At 66.8% G+C, this 14717-nt stretch carries 16 protein-coding genes; 7 read left to right on the forward strand and 9 right to left on the reverse strand.

Going from position 1 to position 14717, the window contains the following annotated elements:
* Positions 1–174: 174 nt before the first annotated feature.
* From ACFY0T_RS10480 to ACFY0T_RS10505, 6 genes are all read left to right on the forward strand, one after another.
* Entirely contained in the window at positions 175–498 is a 324-nt protein-coding gene (locus ACFY0T_RS10480; protein WP_388867069.1) for a hypothetical protein, read from the forward strand.
* Positions 495–2015: a putative T7SS-secreted protein gene (locus ACFY0T_RS10485; RefSeq protein ID WP_388867072.1), complete on the forward strand. Its 1521-nt coding sequence runs from the start codon at positions 495–497 to the stop codon at positions 2013–2015. Before ACFY0T_RS10480 ends, ACFY0T_RS10485 begins: the two co-directional genes overlap by 4 nt.
* A gap of 32 nt (positions 2016–2047) precedes the next feature.
* Positions 2048–3448 (forward strand): hypothetical protein, encoded by a 1401-nt coding sequence (locus tag ACFY0T_RS10490; RefSeq protein ID WP_388867075.1) that lies wholly within the window; start codon positions 2048–2050, stop codon positions 3446–3448.
* On the forward strand, positions 3445–4083 hold the full coding sequence (locus ACFY0T_RS10495; protein ID WP_388867078.1) for a hypothetical protein: 639 nt from the start codon (positions 3445–3447) through the stop codon (positions 4081–4083). The genes ACFY0T_RS10490 and ACFY0T_RS10495 overlap by 4 nt, the downstream gene beginning before the upstream one ends.
* Positions 4080–4673 (forward strand): hypothetical protein, encoded by a 594-nt coding sequence (locus ACFY0T_RS10500; protein WP_388867081.1) that lies wholly within the window; start codon positions 4080–4082, stop codon positions 4671–4673. Before ACFY0T_RS10495 ends, ACFY0T_RS10500 begins: the two co-directional genes overlap by 4 nt.
* 160 nt (positions 4674–4833) lie before the next feature.
* Positions 4834–5496 carry a hypothetical protein gene (locus tag ACFY0T_RS10505; RefSeq protein WP_388867084.1) on the forward strand — a complete coding sequence of 221 codons (663 nt, stop codon included), beginning with the start codon at positions 4834–4836 and terminating at the stop codon, positions 5494–5496.
* Positions 5497–5679: 183 nt separating this feature from the next.
* Here ACFY0T_RS10505 and ACFY0T_RS10510 read toward each other — a convergent pair whose 3' ends face one another.
* The 9 genes from ACFY0T_RS10510 to ACFY0T_RS10550 all read right to left on the reverse strand — a co-directional run bounded on the left by ACFY0T_RS10510 (position 5680) and on the right by ACFY0T_RS10550 (position 13845).
* Complete coding sequence (locus ACFY0T_RS10510) at positions 5680–6372, reverse strand: hypothetical protein (protein ID WP_388867087.1); 693 nt, start codon at positions 6370–6372, stop codon at positions 5680–5682.
* A gap of 47 nt (positions 6373–6419) precedes the next feature.
* On the reverse strand, positions 6420–7181 hold the full coding sequence (locus ACFY0T_RS10515) for a hypothetical protein (protein ID WP_388867090.1): 762 nt from the start codon (positions 7179–7181) through the stop codon (positions 6420–6422).
* A 44-nt stretch (positions 7182–7225) separates the two neighbouring features.
* On the reverse strand, positions 7226–8140 hold the full coding sequence (locus ACFY0T_RS10520; protein WP_388867093.1) for a hypothetical protein: 915 nt from the start codon (positions 8138–8140) through the stop codon (positions 7226–7228).
* Positions 8141–8217: 77 nt separating this feature from the next.
* Positions 8218–9507, reverse strand: coding sequence for an enoyl-CoA hydratase/isomerase family protein (locus tag ACFY0T_RS10525; RefSeq protein ID WP_388867096.1), 1290 nt, complete (start codon positions 9505–9507; stop codon positions 8218–8220).
* Between the two features lies 1 nt (position 9508).
* On the reverse strand, positions 9509–9811 hold the full coding sequence (locus ACFY0T_RS10530) for a hypothetical protein (RefSeq protein ID WP_388867098.1): 303 nt from the start codon (positions 9809–9811) through the stop codon (positions 9509–9511).
* 60 nt (positions 9812–9871) lie between these two features.
* Positions 9872–10954, reverse strand: coding sequence for a hypothetical protein (locus ACFY0T_RS10535; RefSeq protein WP_388867100.1), 1083 nt, complete (start codon positions 10952–10954; stop codon positions 9872–9874).
* Positions 10945–11616 carry a hypothetical protein gene (locus ACFY0T_RS10540; protein ID WP_388867103.1) on the reverse strand — a complete coding sequence of 224 codons (672 nt, stop codon included), beginning with the start codon at positions 11614–11616 and terminating at the stop codon, positions 10945–10947. The genes ACFY0T_RS10535 and ACFY0T_RS10540 overlap by 10 nt, the downstream gene beginning before the upstream one ends.
* A 506-nt stretch (positions 11617–12122) precedes the next feature.
* The gene (locus ACFY0T_RS10545) at positions 12123–12920 is read right to left on the reverse strand and encodes a hypothetical protein (protein WP_388867105.1); all 798 of its coding nucleotides are present in this window, start codon (positions 12918–12920) and stop codon (positions 12123–12125) included.
* A gap of 184 nt (positions 12921–13104) precedes the next feature.
* Positions 13105–13845 carry a hypothetical protein gene (locus ACFY0T_RS10550; protein WP_388867108.1) on the reverse strand — a complete coding sequence of 247 codons (741 nt, stop codon included), beginning with the start codon at positions 13843–13845 and terminating at the stop codon, positions 13105–13107.
* Between the two features lie 173 nt (positions 13846–14018).
* Here ACFY0T_RS10550 and ACFY0T_RS10555 point away from each other — a divergent pair, with 173 nt between their 5' ends.
* On the forward strand, positions 14019–14669 hold the full coding sequence (locus ACFY0T_RS10555) for a hypothetical protein (RefSeq protein WP_388867111.1): 651 nt from the start codon (positions 14019–14021) through the stop codon (positions 14667–14669).
* Positions 14670–14717 lie beyond the last annotated feature (48 nt).

Consider the following 14717-nt stretch of genomic DNA (forward strand, 5'->3'; position numbering starts at 1 on the left):
CCCCACTAGTCCCCGCCCCCCGCGTTTTGGGCGATGGCCCCCTTCTACCCCCGGCCCCCCGCGGGGCCCCCCCCCCCCCCCCCGGCCCCGGGGGGGGGGGGGGTGGGGGGGGGGCCCCCCCCCCCCCCCCCCACGCCGCTCTTGATTCTGCGAAATGTCCCAGCGGGGGAATCCATGTCGGACCAAACTGCCGATATCTCGCGCATCAAAGAGAGCGCCAGATCACTCTCCAAGATCCACCGGGAGTTCACCCGGAACGCGAACCCGGCCGACGGACTCGGCGTCGGCACGCTCGGAGAACAGGGCCTGGTCGACGTCTTCGACGACTTCGGCGACAACTGGAAGATCCACCGCGAGCGTCTGACGGACGAACTCCAGAAACTGTCGAAGATTCTGTCCACTGCGGCCAAGGCGTACGAGGACATCGACCACCAGCTCGCCGAGGCCCTCCGCGGCACGGACAAGAAGGACGCGGGCGGCAAGGGAGGAAAGAAGTGACGCGCCCCCAGGCCGACGAATGGGCGGTGATCGGCGAGTCGTCGGACCCGATTCCCGGCGATCCGGAGGAAGTTGCCAAACTCGGCCGCGATCTCCGGAAGACCGCGGAGGCGATCCAGAAGCAGGCGAAGGAGATCAAGGCACTCTCCTCTGTCGAATCGTGGAAGAGTAAAGCTGCCGAGGAATTCCGCAAAGAGGCCGAAGAGGCTGAGGGCAAGCTGCGGAAGGCGCTCAAACGCTATGACGCGGCGGCGAATGCCCTGGGCGAGAAAGTCGTCGAGGGTGGCTGCTCCACCGAGTACGCCTCGGAACTCCACCGCGCGCAGACCATGGCCGACAAGGCCCTCCGCGACGCGAAGGACGCGCACGAGGAGCACGTGACGAGCTCCGGCGCGGTCGACAAGCTCCCCAAGGAAACGGCGGACGACGATCCCGACCGCAAGAAGCTGGAGAAGCGCCAGGAGGCGGCGACTTCGGCGATGGAACGGGCGAAGAAGGACCTCGAAGCCGCCAAGGACGTGCGTGATGCCGCCGCCAAGAGGGCCCGCGATGCCATCCGGCACGCCATTGACCATGACGGCCTGAAGGACAGCCGTTGGGACAAGTTCAAGGACTGGGTGCACGACAACGCGGGTTGGATCAACGAAGTCCTCAAGTGGTCCGGCTGGATCGCGACCATCTGCGGGACCTTGTCGCTCCTGGTCGGGTGGATCCCCGTCATCGGGCAGGCGCTCGCGGGAATTCTCGGCACCATCGCGTTGCTCGCGACCCTGGTGTCCCTCGTGGGCCACGTCCTTCTCGCGCTGGCCGGTGAGGGCAGCTGGTTCGACGTCGCCCTCGACGTCGTGGGCCTGGCAACGCTGGGCATCGGCCGGGGCGCCATCGCGGGAGCCAAGGGGGCGTCGCTCGCCGCCAAGGGCATCGGGCGGTCCGCGGCGGCGAGGGCGCTCAGGGCGGGCATCAAGGCCAAGCCCGGCACGGCGGCGTACAACAGGGCCGTCAATCAGGCTTGGAAGAGGGCGAACCAGCTCAGTGGCGGCGCCTTGCGCGGCAAGGCCGGTGCCGAGGCGATCGCCAAGGCGCCGAAGGGCTGGTTCCCCGGCGCCGAGCGTTTGACGGATGCCTTCAGCCCGAAATCGATCACCAAGGAGGCCTGGGAAGGCCTCAAGGGGATCAAGGACTTCCGGCCGAGCAACCTCCGGCAACTCGGGCGCAGCGAGACATGGGCGGGAGTGCGACCGAGGATCGGCGACTCGGGCATCGCCGACCTTGAGCGGGGCCTCGGCCAGATGTCGGACTCCCTGCAGGTCGACACCGCGGTGCACGCGGCAAGCGACGTGTTCAAGACCCAGACCCGGATCTGGGCGGGTTCGACCGGTATCGCATCGGTCACCGACATTCTCGACAAGGGCGAGATCACGGGCTGGATCGGCGATCATGTCGGGATAAAGGGCCTGGACGACGGAGTCTGGTCGGCGACAGGTGCCAAGGACGCCTGGACGACGAGTAATGGCTGAACAGGGCGAGTGAAGGTCGATCGGGACGGTTGATGGCTGAGCGGTCAGGAGAGGGCAAGCCGCTGCGTGAGCCGGCGGGGCCGGTGGCGCGCCCCCGGGGCATGCGCCCGCACAACGCCTCCGTCGTGCGCCGAGCTCGGCTCTACGCCGACGGAAAGACACTCGTCGTACGCGATCACAGGCTGCGGGAGCGCCGTTACGCCGTCGGCGCCGGAGGCATCCGCCGCGCTGTCTTCCGTACCCCCGGCGATCTGTGGGAGACCGTGGCGAAGCGCCCCGCCGAGCGTTGGGGCGTCCTCGACTTCGAGGGGGAGGACGGGCGGGACATCCTGCGGGTCCCTCTCGCGGAGTGGCTGCCCGAGGCACAGGTTGTCGGAGCGATGGAGCTTCGGCCGTCGACGTGCCTGAGCCGGACGGGGCTGAGCGAGCTGATCACTACCCTCGGGATCCCGCTGGAGGAGAGCCAGCGGCCTCGTGGTGGAGCTGGGGAGCCGAAAAAGGGCCGCGGGGACAGGCCGGGCAGGGCCGTCCACGGCGAGCTTCCTCGCTGGCACAGCTGGGTCAGGGGATTCGGCATCCTCGGCTGGTTCGTCGCTCTCGTGATCGCCTTCGCAGCCGACCTTGGTGAGGGGCTGCCCATCGCGGCGGGAACTCTCTTCCTCGTCCCGGCGGCCGACGGCCTACTGCGAGTCGGCGCTTGGTGGCGCAATCGGCGGTACGCGCGGTTCGCCGAGGCTGTTGTGATCGTGCCGTCCCCTCAAGCCGGAGCGAGGGTGACGCGGCGGTTCTGCCGGACGGCGTCCGTGCGTGTGCTGCCCCGTAACGTGGTGCTGACCAACACGGTCGGCGAGGAGCGCTGGCTCGGGCGGAACGGCACACATGGTGTCGCGAGGCTGGTGCGCCTGGTCGCGTCGAAGACCGGAGAGCCGCTGGGCGTCGAGTTCCGGGACGGCGGGGGTGAGACCCGAGTGCTCCTGCCGTGGCAGTACTGGTTCGCGGGCCCTCAAGGCGGTGACCGCTGGGCCGGGCTGAGAGAGGCACTCGCGGTTCCCGTGGTGGACGAGGAGGTACGGCGCAACCAGGGCGCCACCCGGGAAACGGGAGACACGCAGTCCTGGTCGCAGGGACACGCTCTTGCCGCCGACGCCCGCCGGATGTCGCCGATGAACGCCAAGGAAGCCCGCAGACAGACCAGTTGGCACGGCTCGGTCATCGGCGGAAACGAACTGCTGCTCGTCCCGCTCTTCAGCGCCCCGCTGCTGGCGGGGCTCTGGAGCGACGAGGGTCCGGCGCGCCTGGCGGGCCTGCTGTCCGCGCTGACCATCGCAGCCGAGCTGGTGCCCGCGGCGGCGGGCTTGCTCCTGAGCCGCTTCTCGTACGACAGACCGGATTTCATGGCAGACGACACATCGACGACATCGGAGCCATCGTGACCTCGACGCCGGGCAGCAGCACCGTGCCCCCTGCCGACTACCGGCTGCTCCTGCCGGAGGGGTGGTTCCGTGTGCGAATCGACCCCGAGGGGCGGGAGCGCTCCGTCGACGCCCTGCTGGACCGCCAGTTCGAGGGAGTCGACAACGCTCCGCACATCAAGCGACAAGTGCGTGAGGAACTTCTGGCGCAGGCTGCTGCAGCCTTCCAGGACGGCGGGATCGAGCTGTACATCAGCCTGCAGCAGGCAGGCTCTCTCACGATCCCCGCTTCTCTCCTGATCACGCTGCTGCCACCGCCCCCCGGCGGAAGCCTGCCGACCGCACACGACCTAGAGGACCTCCTCTCGGCCGACGGGGAGGCGGAGATCTCGGCAGTCGAGCTGTCCACGGGTACGGCGGTCCGTGTCCGTCGTGTGACGGGACAACCCAACCGTCCTGCCCCCGCGGGCGTACCAGGAAGCACCGATCAGGCACTCCCCTCGGTCACGTTGGACTACCAACTGCCCGTACCAGGAACGGGGGCACACCTGCTCCTGACGTTCTCCACCCCGCTCGTACAGATCGCCGACGCGATGGTCGAGCTCTTCGACGCGGTGGCGGGCTCGCTGCGCTGGACGGACGGTGACGACGCATGAGTGACATCCGTACCTGCGGCATCGTCTGTCCTACGGACTGGGTGCCGATCCCGGTCGAGCCGTCGGACGACATCAAGGGCTGGGCCAAGGCCATGGCGGCGCAGTTGAGCGAGCGCAGCAAGGCGGCGGGCTACGAGCTGGACAAACGGACGTTGCGGAAGGACCTGCGGGCCCGGGCCGACGACAGCCGCAGCCGCGAGCCGTTCTACGCCTTCGCGCTGTACCCCGACGGCTTCGACACCTCGCTCGCCACACTGGAAGTCGACCTGATCCATCCCGACGCAACGGTTCCCCGTATCACCCTCGATTGGCTGGCGGACACCTTCAGCGCCCACGACTTCGGCCCCCCGGACATCTCGCACACCGAACTGCCGCTCGGTCCCGCGGTACGCATCCGCCAGAACTTCGCCGCCGACGACGCACGACCGGGCGGGCCCGGGATCCTGCTCGAGACACTCGTCTACGGTGTCCTGCCGGCCGGTGCGGAGAGCGCGCTCGTCCTCCTCGTGTCTTGGACGGTGCCGGGCATCGCCGAGGAGATGGAGGAGGCCGCGGCCGACATCGTGCGGACGCTGACCGTGGAGTTGTGACCTCACTGGCGACCGGAAGGCTGCGGAAGCAGCGACGGTCCACGTGGGTGTCCGTCGCACGTACTACGCGAGGCGTGGGCCGAACCCTGCGCCTGGATGGAAACCTCAACCCCCTCCTCGACTGACCGACGACCAGACCCACTTGAAAGGTAGGACGAGCATGAGCACATCGGACGAGCCCGCCCCCTTGATCGAGCCGTACGAGTGCACCTTCGAGTTCCAGCCCGGCTGGATCGACCTGACGCTCCGCGAGGGCACGAATGCCGAGGCCAAGGCGCTGGCCACGGAGGTCGTGAACCGCCTCAACCCCCTCGCCCTGGGGATCGAGAACAGCGCGGTCGTCGACGACATGGTCGAGAGGGCCGTCGACCTCAATGCGGACGCCCCCACTCTCGCGGGGGCGTACTACTCCGAGGCGGGGAAAGCTCTGGCCAACCTCACGGTCGACGGGTACGGCGACGAGGGCGTGCTGCGTCCCGGCGCTGATGAGGTCATTCCGATGATTCTGGAGTGGTCGAACGCCGAGGTCACGGGCGACCCCGAGATCACTTACCTCGAACTGCCCGCCGGACCCGCCGTGCGCGTCCAGGCCATGCTCAAGGTGAAGCGCATGCTCGGCCTCAGCCAGAAATTGACCGAATTCATCAAGTACGCGGTGTTCCCGCCCGGAATGCAGACCCTCATCGTCGTCACGGTGACCTGGGAGAAGGTCGCACTCAGCGACGAGATTACGGAGCGGGTGGACGAAGCGGTACGAACCATGCGGATCACCCCGCTCGCCACGGGAGACACCACGGCCCCGGCCGCCCGAGTCGAAGAATGAGGACCGGATCAGTTCACCCTGACGACCGGGACCGCGGCTTCGCCGCCCGATCTGACCTTCCGCCGCGCTGCGCATCCTTCACGACTTCATTCAAGTCAAGAGCATGGACGGCGATGGGGCCCCTGGTTTCGCCAGCGAACTCTCTCAGGGCGATGGCAATTCAGTGCACAGCGGGTGGGTGGGTCAGGCGTTCGCGCCATCTGCTCCACTGGCCTGTGGGTGACGCATCACGTATTTGTGGAGATCGCTGCGCCGCTCCTCCGCGATCAGCGTCAGCCAGGAACCGTCCACGAAGCGGACGCGCGGTCTGTCGCTGTCGCATCCGAGGAGCGGGTCCTCGATGATCGCCTCCGCTGCGGGGATCTCGGCGACTACGCGCATGCGGTCCTCCCTGCGGATGGACACGCGCTTGGGCGGTGCCGCAAGCACGATGCGGCCCTCCGTCAGCAGGATGAACCTTTGGTGGTGGGAGGAGCGGCCATACCAGTGCAGCAGATACTGGCCGGCCGCCTTGTTCCAGTCGCTGTCGAAGGTCTTGTCGAGGCCCTGCTCGACGATGGCCTTGTCGCGCCGTTCGGAGTCGAGGTCTTCGGCGCGTGCACGCTCGCGCTCCTCCTTCGTCGACAGCAGGCGCTTGAGGGCTTCCTCACCCGAGGCGAGCAGGCTGAACAGCATGGCGATGGGCATCTGCGGGGCGACGAGTACGGCGCCGAGCATGCCGAGTGGCCTCAAGAACGCTGGTCGCAGGCGCCCTCCACCAGCAGCTTGGTGAACGTCCGCGGGAGGTTCGGGGATCTTGCCGATCGAGCACCAGGCACCGGCGTCCGGAGTGACGCCCAGGCGATTCCGTATGGCGCGGACGGTGCTCTGGGGCATCCGGCCCGACCTTTTCGCAGTCTGGGCCTCCGGCCCGGCTGCACTCATCACTCGGTCCCGTCAATGCCGGTGTCGGCCGTTCTGCCTATTTCGCCGTCCGGGTCCGCAGCCGGATCCGCGAAGGATACGGTCTGGAGAATGCCCGCGGTCATGTCGCAGAACTCGGCCCAATAATCCATGGATGCCGTGTACAGCGTGAAGATGGCAGTGAACGGGCCCGTGGGAAAGGGGACATAGACCTGGATCTGCCCGGTGAGCAGATTCGACTCCTCGTCGCTCGCCGTCACTTCCGGGTTGAGTTTGTGCTGGCGCAGCGTGACGCACGACACTGCGGGCCCGCATGGCAGATCGAGCCAGCGGGCGTCGTTGTAGGGGTCGCCGCAGAGGATCGAGAGGATGCCCTGGGCCACGACGTCGGTGTCGGCGCCGGACTGGTCAGTCGGGACGGCGGCGACGGTGAAGGCGCACTGGGCAGCGCCACCGGAAAGGTCGTGTCTGACCACGTCCCCGTCAGCCGACTCATCTTCCTCCGCCGTGGAGAACAGCCCCATGGCCGAGTACGAGACCCCCGTGTCCGCCATGAGCTCGGCTATCGCCGCGTAGTAGGGGGCGGCGGGCTCCCAGATGTTCTCGTCGCCGCGAGAGTAGAGCTCTCGTACGAAGGACTGGGCGCGCTCGGAACGTTCTTCGGGGGTGGCGGCGAGGGGGAGGGCAAAGAAACCCTCGGGGACGTTGAACCAGAGGGGTGGGGGCTCGCCGTCGGCGGGGGTAGGCGGAAGCACGCTTGTGGAGTCGGCGGGGGTCGTCATATGGGGGAGGCCGTCCTGGTAAGGCTCAGAGGCAGAGTCAGGTTCTAGAAGTCGTCGGGGTGGTAGTCCGTGATCGGTACCTTGGCTCCTTCTGCGTCCATGAGCATGTCATGTTCGGAGAGGCCGAAGAACGAGTCGACTTGGCTCCCTGCCAGGAATGCGATCCGGTAATGACCGCAGGGGTGGCGACTGACCACGGGGTTTCCGGTGTCCGGCGCGGCAGATTCCGCGACGAAGTTCGCGACAGTGTTCCGCTGTGCGGGTGTGAGGGCTTCCAGAGGAATCAAGTCGAGAGGGTGAAGCAGGTACCGAGTGAACTTCTCGCGGGTGAGGGCGCGAAGCCGACACCATGAGCCATCACTGAAGACGACCTTGACGTCATTCCCCTCTTTGAAGGGCTTTGGCTCGACTCGGCTGATCTGCGAGCGCGGGATCTCCCAGAGGACTTCGTCGTCGATGAGTTCGTCGTTCTTCTTGGAGTACGGAAAACCCACGACGACCAATCGGCGGTCGGTGACGATCGCGTGGGTGCGGTAGTGCTTCTCGGGGGAGCGTGCCGGATCCAGTTGCCAGGGCAGATTGCGGGCGATGGTGCCAGGCGCGGCCCACATGACGGGGAAGTCATGGACCTCGTCAGCGGGATCGTCCGGTTTGTCTGAGCCGGAGTCCGGTCCCGAGGTGCCGCTGACGTTGCCTCCCGCGGAGCTGAGGACGGCCATGATGGCAACGCCCACAGCCATGGCTCCGCCCTTCCCGATGTTCCGCACGAGCGAGCCGCCGGTCGAACGAGCCGTGTACGTCGGCCCTTCGGGCCAGCCTGGAAGATCGCCCTGAATGTCATTGCGCTCGGTGTCGCGGAACCAGCGCATGCCTCTGACGGGCGTGGCCGCTCCGGTGGCGAAGGTGACAAGCGCGCGGGTGAGGAGCGTCTCGTCCGGTTCGGGCTGCCAGATGGCCATAACCGTGTGCAACTTCCTACGTGACGAATCCGGGTCTGCTGTCCTGCGCGCTTACTCTGTCACTTCGTGCGGGACCTTCAGTTGCCCGAGGCTGACTTCTCGAACTGGTCCCCAGGGAAGAGGGCCTCTCCTACGTGCTGGTGGATGCTCGTGATCTTGGGGAAGATCTTGAGCCCAGCGTCCATGGCGATGCCGGCTCCCAGAGGATTGATATTCACCCCCGGAATGAGGTTGGCTCCCTTGGAGCCGAGCCATTGGCCCGCGTGGTAACCCTGGTTGGCGATCCCTCCCATGCGCGACAACGCGCCACTGGTCCCATGGGCGACCTCGTAAACGTTGTCGGCCATACCGCCGATCACCACCTTGCCGGGCAGCAGCTTGAGGCCACCCTTCACAAATCCGGCCTGCTCGCCGGTGGACAGCAGCATGCGCGCCTTGCCGATATTGGTCGCCTGGAACCCCTTGCCGAGTGCGGCGGCCTTGCTGAGCCCCGCAGCCTCGGCCAGCGCCGAGGTCTTACCGGCCACCTTGATCCCCTTGCTGAACGCGCCGATGCCTGGCATCAGACCCACCGCGTCCAACCCGATCTGCATCCAGCTCACATCGGCGCCAGCGGCTTTGGCCAGTCCGTGCGCGGCCAGCGCCAGCCCACTGGTGATGAGCGCGGCCGTGCCGAAGATCGCCGCGAGAGGCGGGAACGGAAGCGTGATGATGGCCAGCAGGCCCAGGACGGCGGTCAGGTCACTCAGCAGGTCGCCGATCAGCTTGATCATGTCGGCGTGGTCCTTGATCCACTGACCGGTGGCGTCCCAGGCGTCCGCAACCCCCTTGGTGAGCTTGTCCCAGAAGCCGGGCTCGTCCGGGGCGATGTCGCCGGCCTTGTCGAGTTCCTTGCTGATCTTTCCGGCGGCCTGCTTGTACCGTTCCTCGAGGTCGTGGACCTGGTTGGTGACCTCGTCGACCGCGCCGGAGGCCTTGCCGAGTTCCTCGCTGCCCTTGCCCTCGGCCTTCTGCTCGGCCTTTTCCTTGGCCTCGAGTTTCTCCCCGGCGGCCTTCTCGAGCCGGGAGGCCTCGTCCTGGAAGTCGTGCAGTTCGTTGGCCCAGCGGTGCAGGGCGCGGGAGGCCTTGTCGAAGGAGTCGTGGCTCTTGCGTATGAGGGGGGTGACGTCCTTGCCGATGTATTCGGTGAAGGCGACGGCGGTTTTACCCTTCCACGCCCCGGCTTCGATCTGCTCCAGCTCCCGCAGGGCAGTGCCCAGTTCGCTGGCCAGGCCGCCGAGTTTCTTGGCGAGTTCCCGGGTGTCCTCGACGTCTCCGGGGGTGGGGTCCCAGCCTATGTGGGGAAAGGCGGGGCGCTTGCCGGCCACGTTACTTGCCCTTCTTCTTCGGAGCCTTGAGCGATTCGGCGAGGTCCAGGTCGAGCTTGCTGAAGGACTCGCCGATCTTATTGATCATCTTGACCGCGCCGTGGGTGTGCTTGCCGAGCTGCTTGATGCCGTAGCCCCAGTCGTCGGCGAAGTCCTGTACGTCCTCCACGAGCTTGCTCTCGCCGACGGCCGAGGCGTCGGTGTCGCGGAGGCCTCGGCGGGTTGTTTCCATGCGGTCGCTGATGGTGGAGAAGGTCTTCTTCAGGTCCTCGAAAATAGTGTCTTCGAGGCGTAGGTCACTCATGGTGTGTTCCGGGTTCCTGGACGGTTGTCGGCGTGGAGCTCAGGACGGGCTGCTTAATCGTCACCGGTTCACGGACTGGATTTCCTGGACGGTGACCGCCTGGTCGTTGCCGAATGTGCCGTCGGGCAGGTCCCCGCCCGCGCCGCCGGTGCCGGTCCAGGTGATGTCCCAGGTGATGGTCGCCCGGAGTTTGAACGTGCCGTCGCCGGAGGAGCGGAGGTACCTGATCCCGCACGGCGGTGTCTCGTCGGACTTGCCCTTGGCGTAGGGCTCGCCGATCGAATCGTCGTCGTTGATCTCGCACTCGCCGGAGGCCGGGTAGGTCTCGGCGTCCTCGGTGCCCGGCTCCAGCTTGAGGGACACCGGCTTGGCGGTGGTAGTGGCCTGGATGTTGAAGCCGGGGACGTTGATGGCCGCCGTCGCCTGGACCTCGTCGAAGACGGCTTCATCGAGCCAGGCCCAAGTCGGCAGGTTCACCTTGGTGTTGGCCTCGGGAGCGAGGGTGACCTTGGTGTCGGGGAGCTGCATGTGCTGGTACGCGAGGGCGGCGAGTATCTCCGGAGTGATGGCCTCCTCGTACTGGGGTGGCGGGGCCTCGCCATTGTCGACCCAGAAGGGGAGGTCGGTACACGATTTCCGCTTGAGATAGTCCGGCTCGTCGGGGTTCTCGACGCCGGCCCAGAACATCCCTTCGCCGTCTTTCTCGACGTTGTAGTCCTTGTAGCCGGGGGTGTCGGTCCAGCCGTACTCATCCTCGTAGTGGCGCTCCACCTCGGCGATTGCCGAGCCCGCGTGGCCAGTCATGCCGGGCGCGTTCTTGGAGCTCTCGATGTCCTTGGACATCTTCTTCTTGAAGTCCTTGGCGCCGAGGTAGGGGGCGTACCAGCAGGGTGGTGGCGTCCAGTTGACGTCGGAGGAGGTCACGTTTCCAGTGCTGCCGTCTTTGGCGATAGCTCCGGAGTACCGGACCTGTGCGGCGGCGTAGATACCAGTGTCGTCGCCGCCGCCCTTCTCCTCTGTGCTGGCTCCCTTGTCGGAATTCACCGGCTTTGCCGCGTAAGCGGATTCCGTGAGGACGAGGGCGCTGAGGGCCAGGGTCAGGGCTGCGGTGCTGAGGACTGTGCGCCGCGTGTTCACTGGCACTTCTCCGCCTTCGTCTCGACGAAGACCTTGGACGCCTGCCACAGGCCCGTGCCCGTAGGGAACTTGACCATGATGATCTTGTAGTAGTCGAAGTCCTCGATGCTGCGCTTGGTCTTCAGGATCTTCTCGGTCTTGATTTCTTTGCCGTAGAACATGCTCGAGTCCGCGCAGAACGCCACTTCCACCGCCTTGCCGTTCGTGGTGGACCGTGTGGTGGCTTCGTAGTGGCGCAGGGTACCCGTGGCGGTCCAGCCGCCGTCGATCCAGGCGTCGATCTGAGTCTTCGCGTAGTCCAGGCCCTCGCCGGTGGCGTAGGCGGCCACGGCCGCGTCCTTGGTCGTGCGCTTGTCGACGCCTCGGTAGATGGCGCGGAAGAAGTTGGCGGCGTCGTCCATCGCGGCCGCCTCGTTCTCGTCCTTCGGCTTGTCCCAGTCGAAGACCAGGTTCATGTCCTTGGGCAGGGACACGTCCACGCCGTCCGGCTTGTCCTCCGCCGGTGCCGCCGACGCTTCCGCCGACTTCGTCGGCTTCTCCGCTTCCTGTTGGGCCCCGGCGATCTTGTCGTTGTCGCTGGACTTGTCGTCCCCGCTGCCGCAGGCCGTCAGCAGCAGGGCTGCGGTCGCGGCGAACGCAGCAGCAACGGGCAAAGAGCGGCGCTTCACAGTGGACTCCCCGTGAGACAAAGATGCAGTCAAGGGTATTGACGGTATCGGTGGGGCTGATGGTTTCGCCAGGCGGAACTTCCTTCAGAGCGCAGGGAATTGTGAACGCATCGGGGTAAATCGGTCGACTTCTGTGCCCTCATCGTGTCCACCTGAACATGCACCTGGCTCCGGACGCTTGAGGAAAGTCCGGGGCCAGGCGTTTCCGTCCGACTTCGCGGGAGCTACCGGGTCGTTCGGCATCCGGGGCACATGCGGGGCGGGAAGGCGGCCGTCCGCGGTGTCGGATCGATGCGGCTGCCCGTCCAGGTCCGGACCTCGCCGCGGTCGACGACGGTCGCACCATCAGCGGTGACCTTGTACACGCGGATGGTCATCCGGGAGCGGCACTCGGTGAGTTCGAGGAGTTCCAGGGAGTCCGTCAGGGGCGGGTAGTGGTCGGCGCACTCCGGGCAGGCATCGACGTTGAAGCCGGGGCCGGTTGCCGCGGTTGTTCGGAACTCGACTTAACTCCGCCCCGCTTCCGACTCCTCCAGCAGCCTCTTCAACACAGGGGACAGTTCAGGCAGTTGGGCACCGGCCGCCTGGGCTGCCGCAAGCGCGCGGACGTACGTCAGTGCCTCCGCGCGCAGTTCGGACTTCTCCTTGCCTTGGCGGCTGCCCGCCAGCCAGGTCAGGATCGCCACCGGTATGAGGACAGGGGCGCCATATCCGATCGGGGCGTCCGAGGTGGCGGCCCAGATGGCGCCGCCCGCTCCTGCGAAGATCAGGAGGCAGCCTGTTTCGTCGTGCCAGCCGCCGGCGTCGGCGATCTCTTCGTAGGCGGTGACCGAGGCGGGCTTCGGGGGAATGGCCACCGGACCCACTGGGCTCAGGGGGCCAACGGGAATGGACGCGGGCTGCGGGTTCACGTCCTCGTACGTCGCAATCGGCGCGACCTTCTCATATGTCGGAATCGGCGCCGCCCCCTTCCCGCCGCCCGATCCCCGACCCTCCAGCCACGCCGGGACGTGCGTGAGGGGAACCCCGTGGGCGCGGGCCACGCCGAGAACCTGTCGGTAGCCCGACAGCAGCGGTTGCATCAACTCCCGCTTCCAGCGCTCTCGTACGACGACGAGCGAGACCACGGCGACGACGAGAAGCGGGACCGCAGGGCCGTACGCCAGTGCCGGCTTCGCGGAGAGAGAGGGCACTGTGGGGGCCAGGAACGGCCAGATCACGCCGACCGTCAGGGTCAGTCCGCCCAGCCAGACGAGCGGCCCGCGTTGGGCGGCGTCCAGGGCGCGGCGCCGTTCGGCGAGCATCGTCGCCGTCGCCGTATCGTCCGTGTAGTCGAATCAGCGCCGGGAGCTGATGACGCGTACCGCCTCCGCGACACGGTTGTCGGGCGCCATCGCCGCCCAGTTGACTGGAAGAAGGTCCACCCGGGCCACTGCAACCACTCCGCCTCGTTCGTTGTTATCTGGCCGCCTGAATGAAGAATCACGATCAGCCGAGCTTGGCGTTCTGTGCCGTGAGGATCGCCCTCGGGATCTTCGCGTCGCTGGGCTTGGAGTCGGCGATCGCCGCGCCGTTCACCGAGAAGTAGACGGCCACGACGTCGTCGCTGCGTACGGCCGCGCCGTGGAGGGTGTGTGTGACGCCGTTGTAGCTCATGGTGGCCTTGAAGCCGAGGGATTCGTCCCCCGCCATAGCGGTGTCCTCGGCGGCAACCGATTCGTATGCGGAGGTGTTGTCGTTCGCCTTGGCGCTGAAACCGCCGCCGCAGGACTTCACCGCCTCGGAGAGACCGGTCATGGCGGACTCCGCCTTGCCGCCCTCGTAAGCGGCGAGAGTGATGTAGTTGGACCCGTCGGTGAGCACGTTCTTCGAAGCGGTATCGGTGAGGAAGGCCTGCGGGTCGGCGAGGGGGAGCTGGTTCATCGCGTAGGCCAAGGGGGCGCACAGGGGCTCGGACAGGGTCACCTCATCCTGGGATTTGGCGAAGACGAACTCGCCGTCCAGGGAGGACTCCTTCACGTCGTAGTCACCGCCGAGGTCCGCCTTGGTGACCATGAGCTGCGCGAGCCGCTTCATCGGGGTGACCGTGGGCGAGGCCGTCACCTCTTCGGGCTTGCTGTTGCTGTCGGTGTCCTTGTCCGTGTCCGAGCCTCCGCAGGCCGTGAGTACGGCGGCGAGGGACAGCACGGACAAGGCGGCCAAGGCGTTGCGATTCAGGTGGGGGTTCATGTGGGGGGGGCTCCTCGGTGGAGGGCGGGCCGTTCAGGTACGCGGGTTGCCAGTGGGATGGCGGAAGCAAAGGACGATAGCCCGTCGGGAGAGATGGGCGCCCGGCACCCCGAACACTCGCCCACCTCGTAGGCTGACCCGAGCCGAACAGGGGAACGAACGGGGGACACACCATGGCCCGCTACATGGAGACGCTCACCATCGAGCGCGGTGGTTTTCGGATCAAGGTGCCGGAGACGTGGTGGGAGTTCGACGTCCGGCCCGAGTCGCGTGACGACTCCATACGGCGGATGGTGAACGAACGGGTGCAGCAGCGCCCGGAGTTGGCCAAGTACCGCGACACCTACACCGCGTTCCTGCAGAAGTCCGCCGCCGACGCCTGGAAGTCCGGTGCCCTGTACTGCGGCTGCATGGCGGAGACCTTCGGTGGTGACACCCCGATCACCGGCTCGGTCACCGTCTCGATCGTCGGCGGCCGTTCGCAGCAGACCGGCGAGCCCCTCTCCAACGACCCGGCCACCATCGCGGGCCAGCTCGCCGTGCGCGAGGCCAAGAAGGAGGGCGACGCCTGGCGCAAGGTGACCACTGTCGACATCCCCGGCGTCGGCCCCGCCGCACGCACGTACGGCATCGAGGACATCGCCGTACCCGACGACTCCCTCAACCGCACCATCCGCGCCGTACTCATGCAGACGTTCATCCCCGTGCCGGGGCAGGAAGGCAAGGTCGCCCTCGTCGCCGGGAGCAGCCAAGTCCTCGACCTCGCCGACTCGTTCTTCGACATCTTCGACGCGATCACGTCGACGTTCCGCTTCGCGGAGTAGCTCCAGCCTCCTTTCTTTCGTGACTCGCGCAAATCCAGTAACTTCGCT

This window comes from Streptomyces sp. NPDC001530 (assembly GCF_042894545.1).
Lineage (GTDB): Bacteria > Actinomycetota > Actinomycetes > Streptomycetales > Streptomycetaceae > Streptomyces.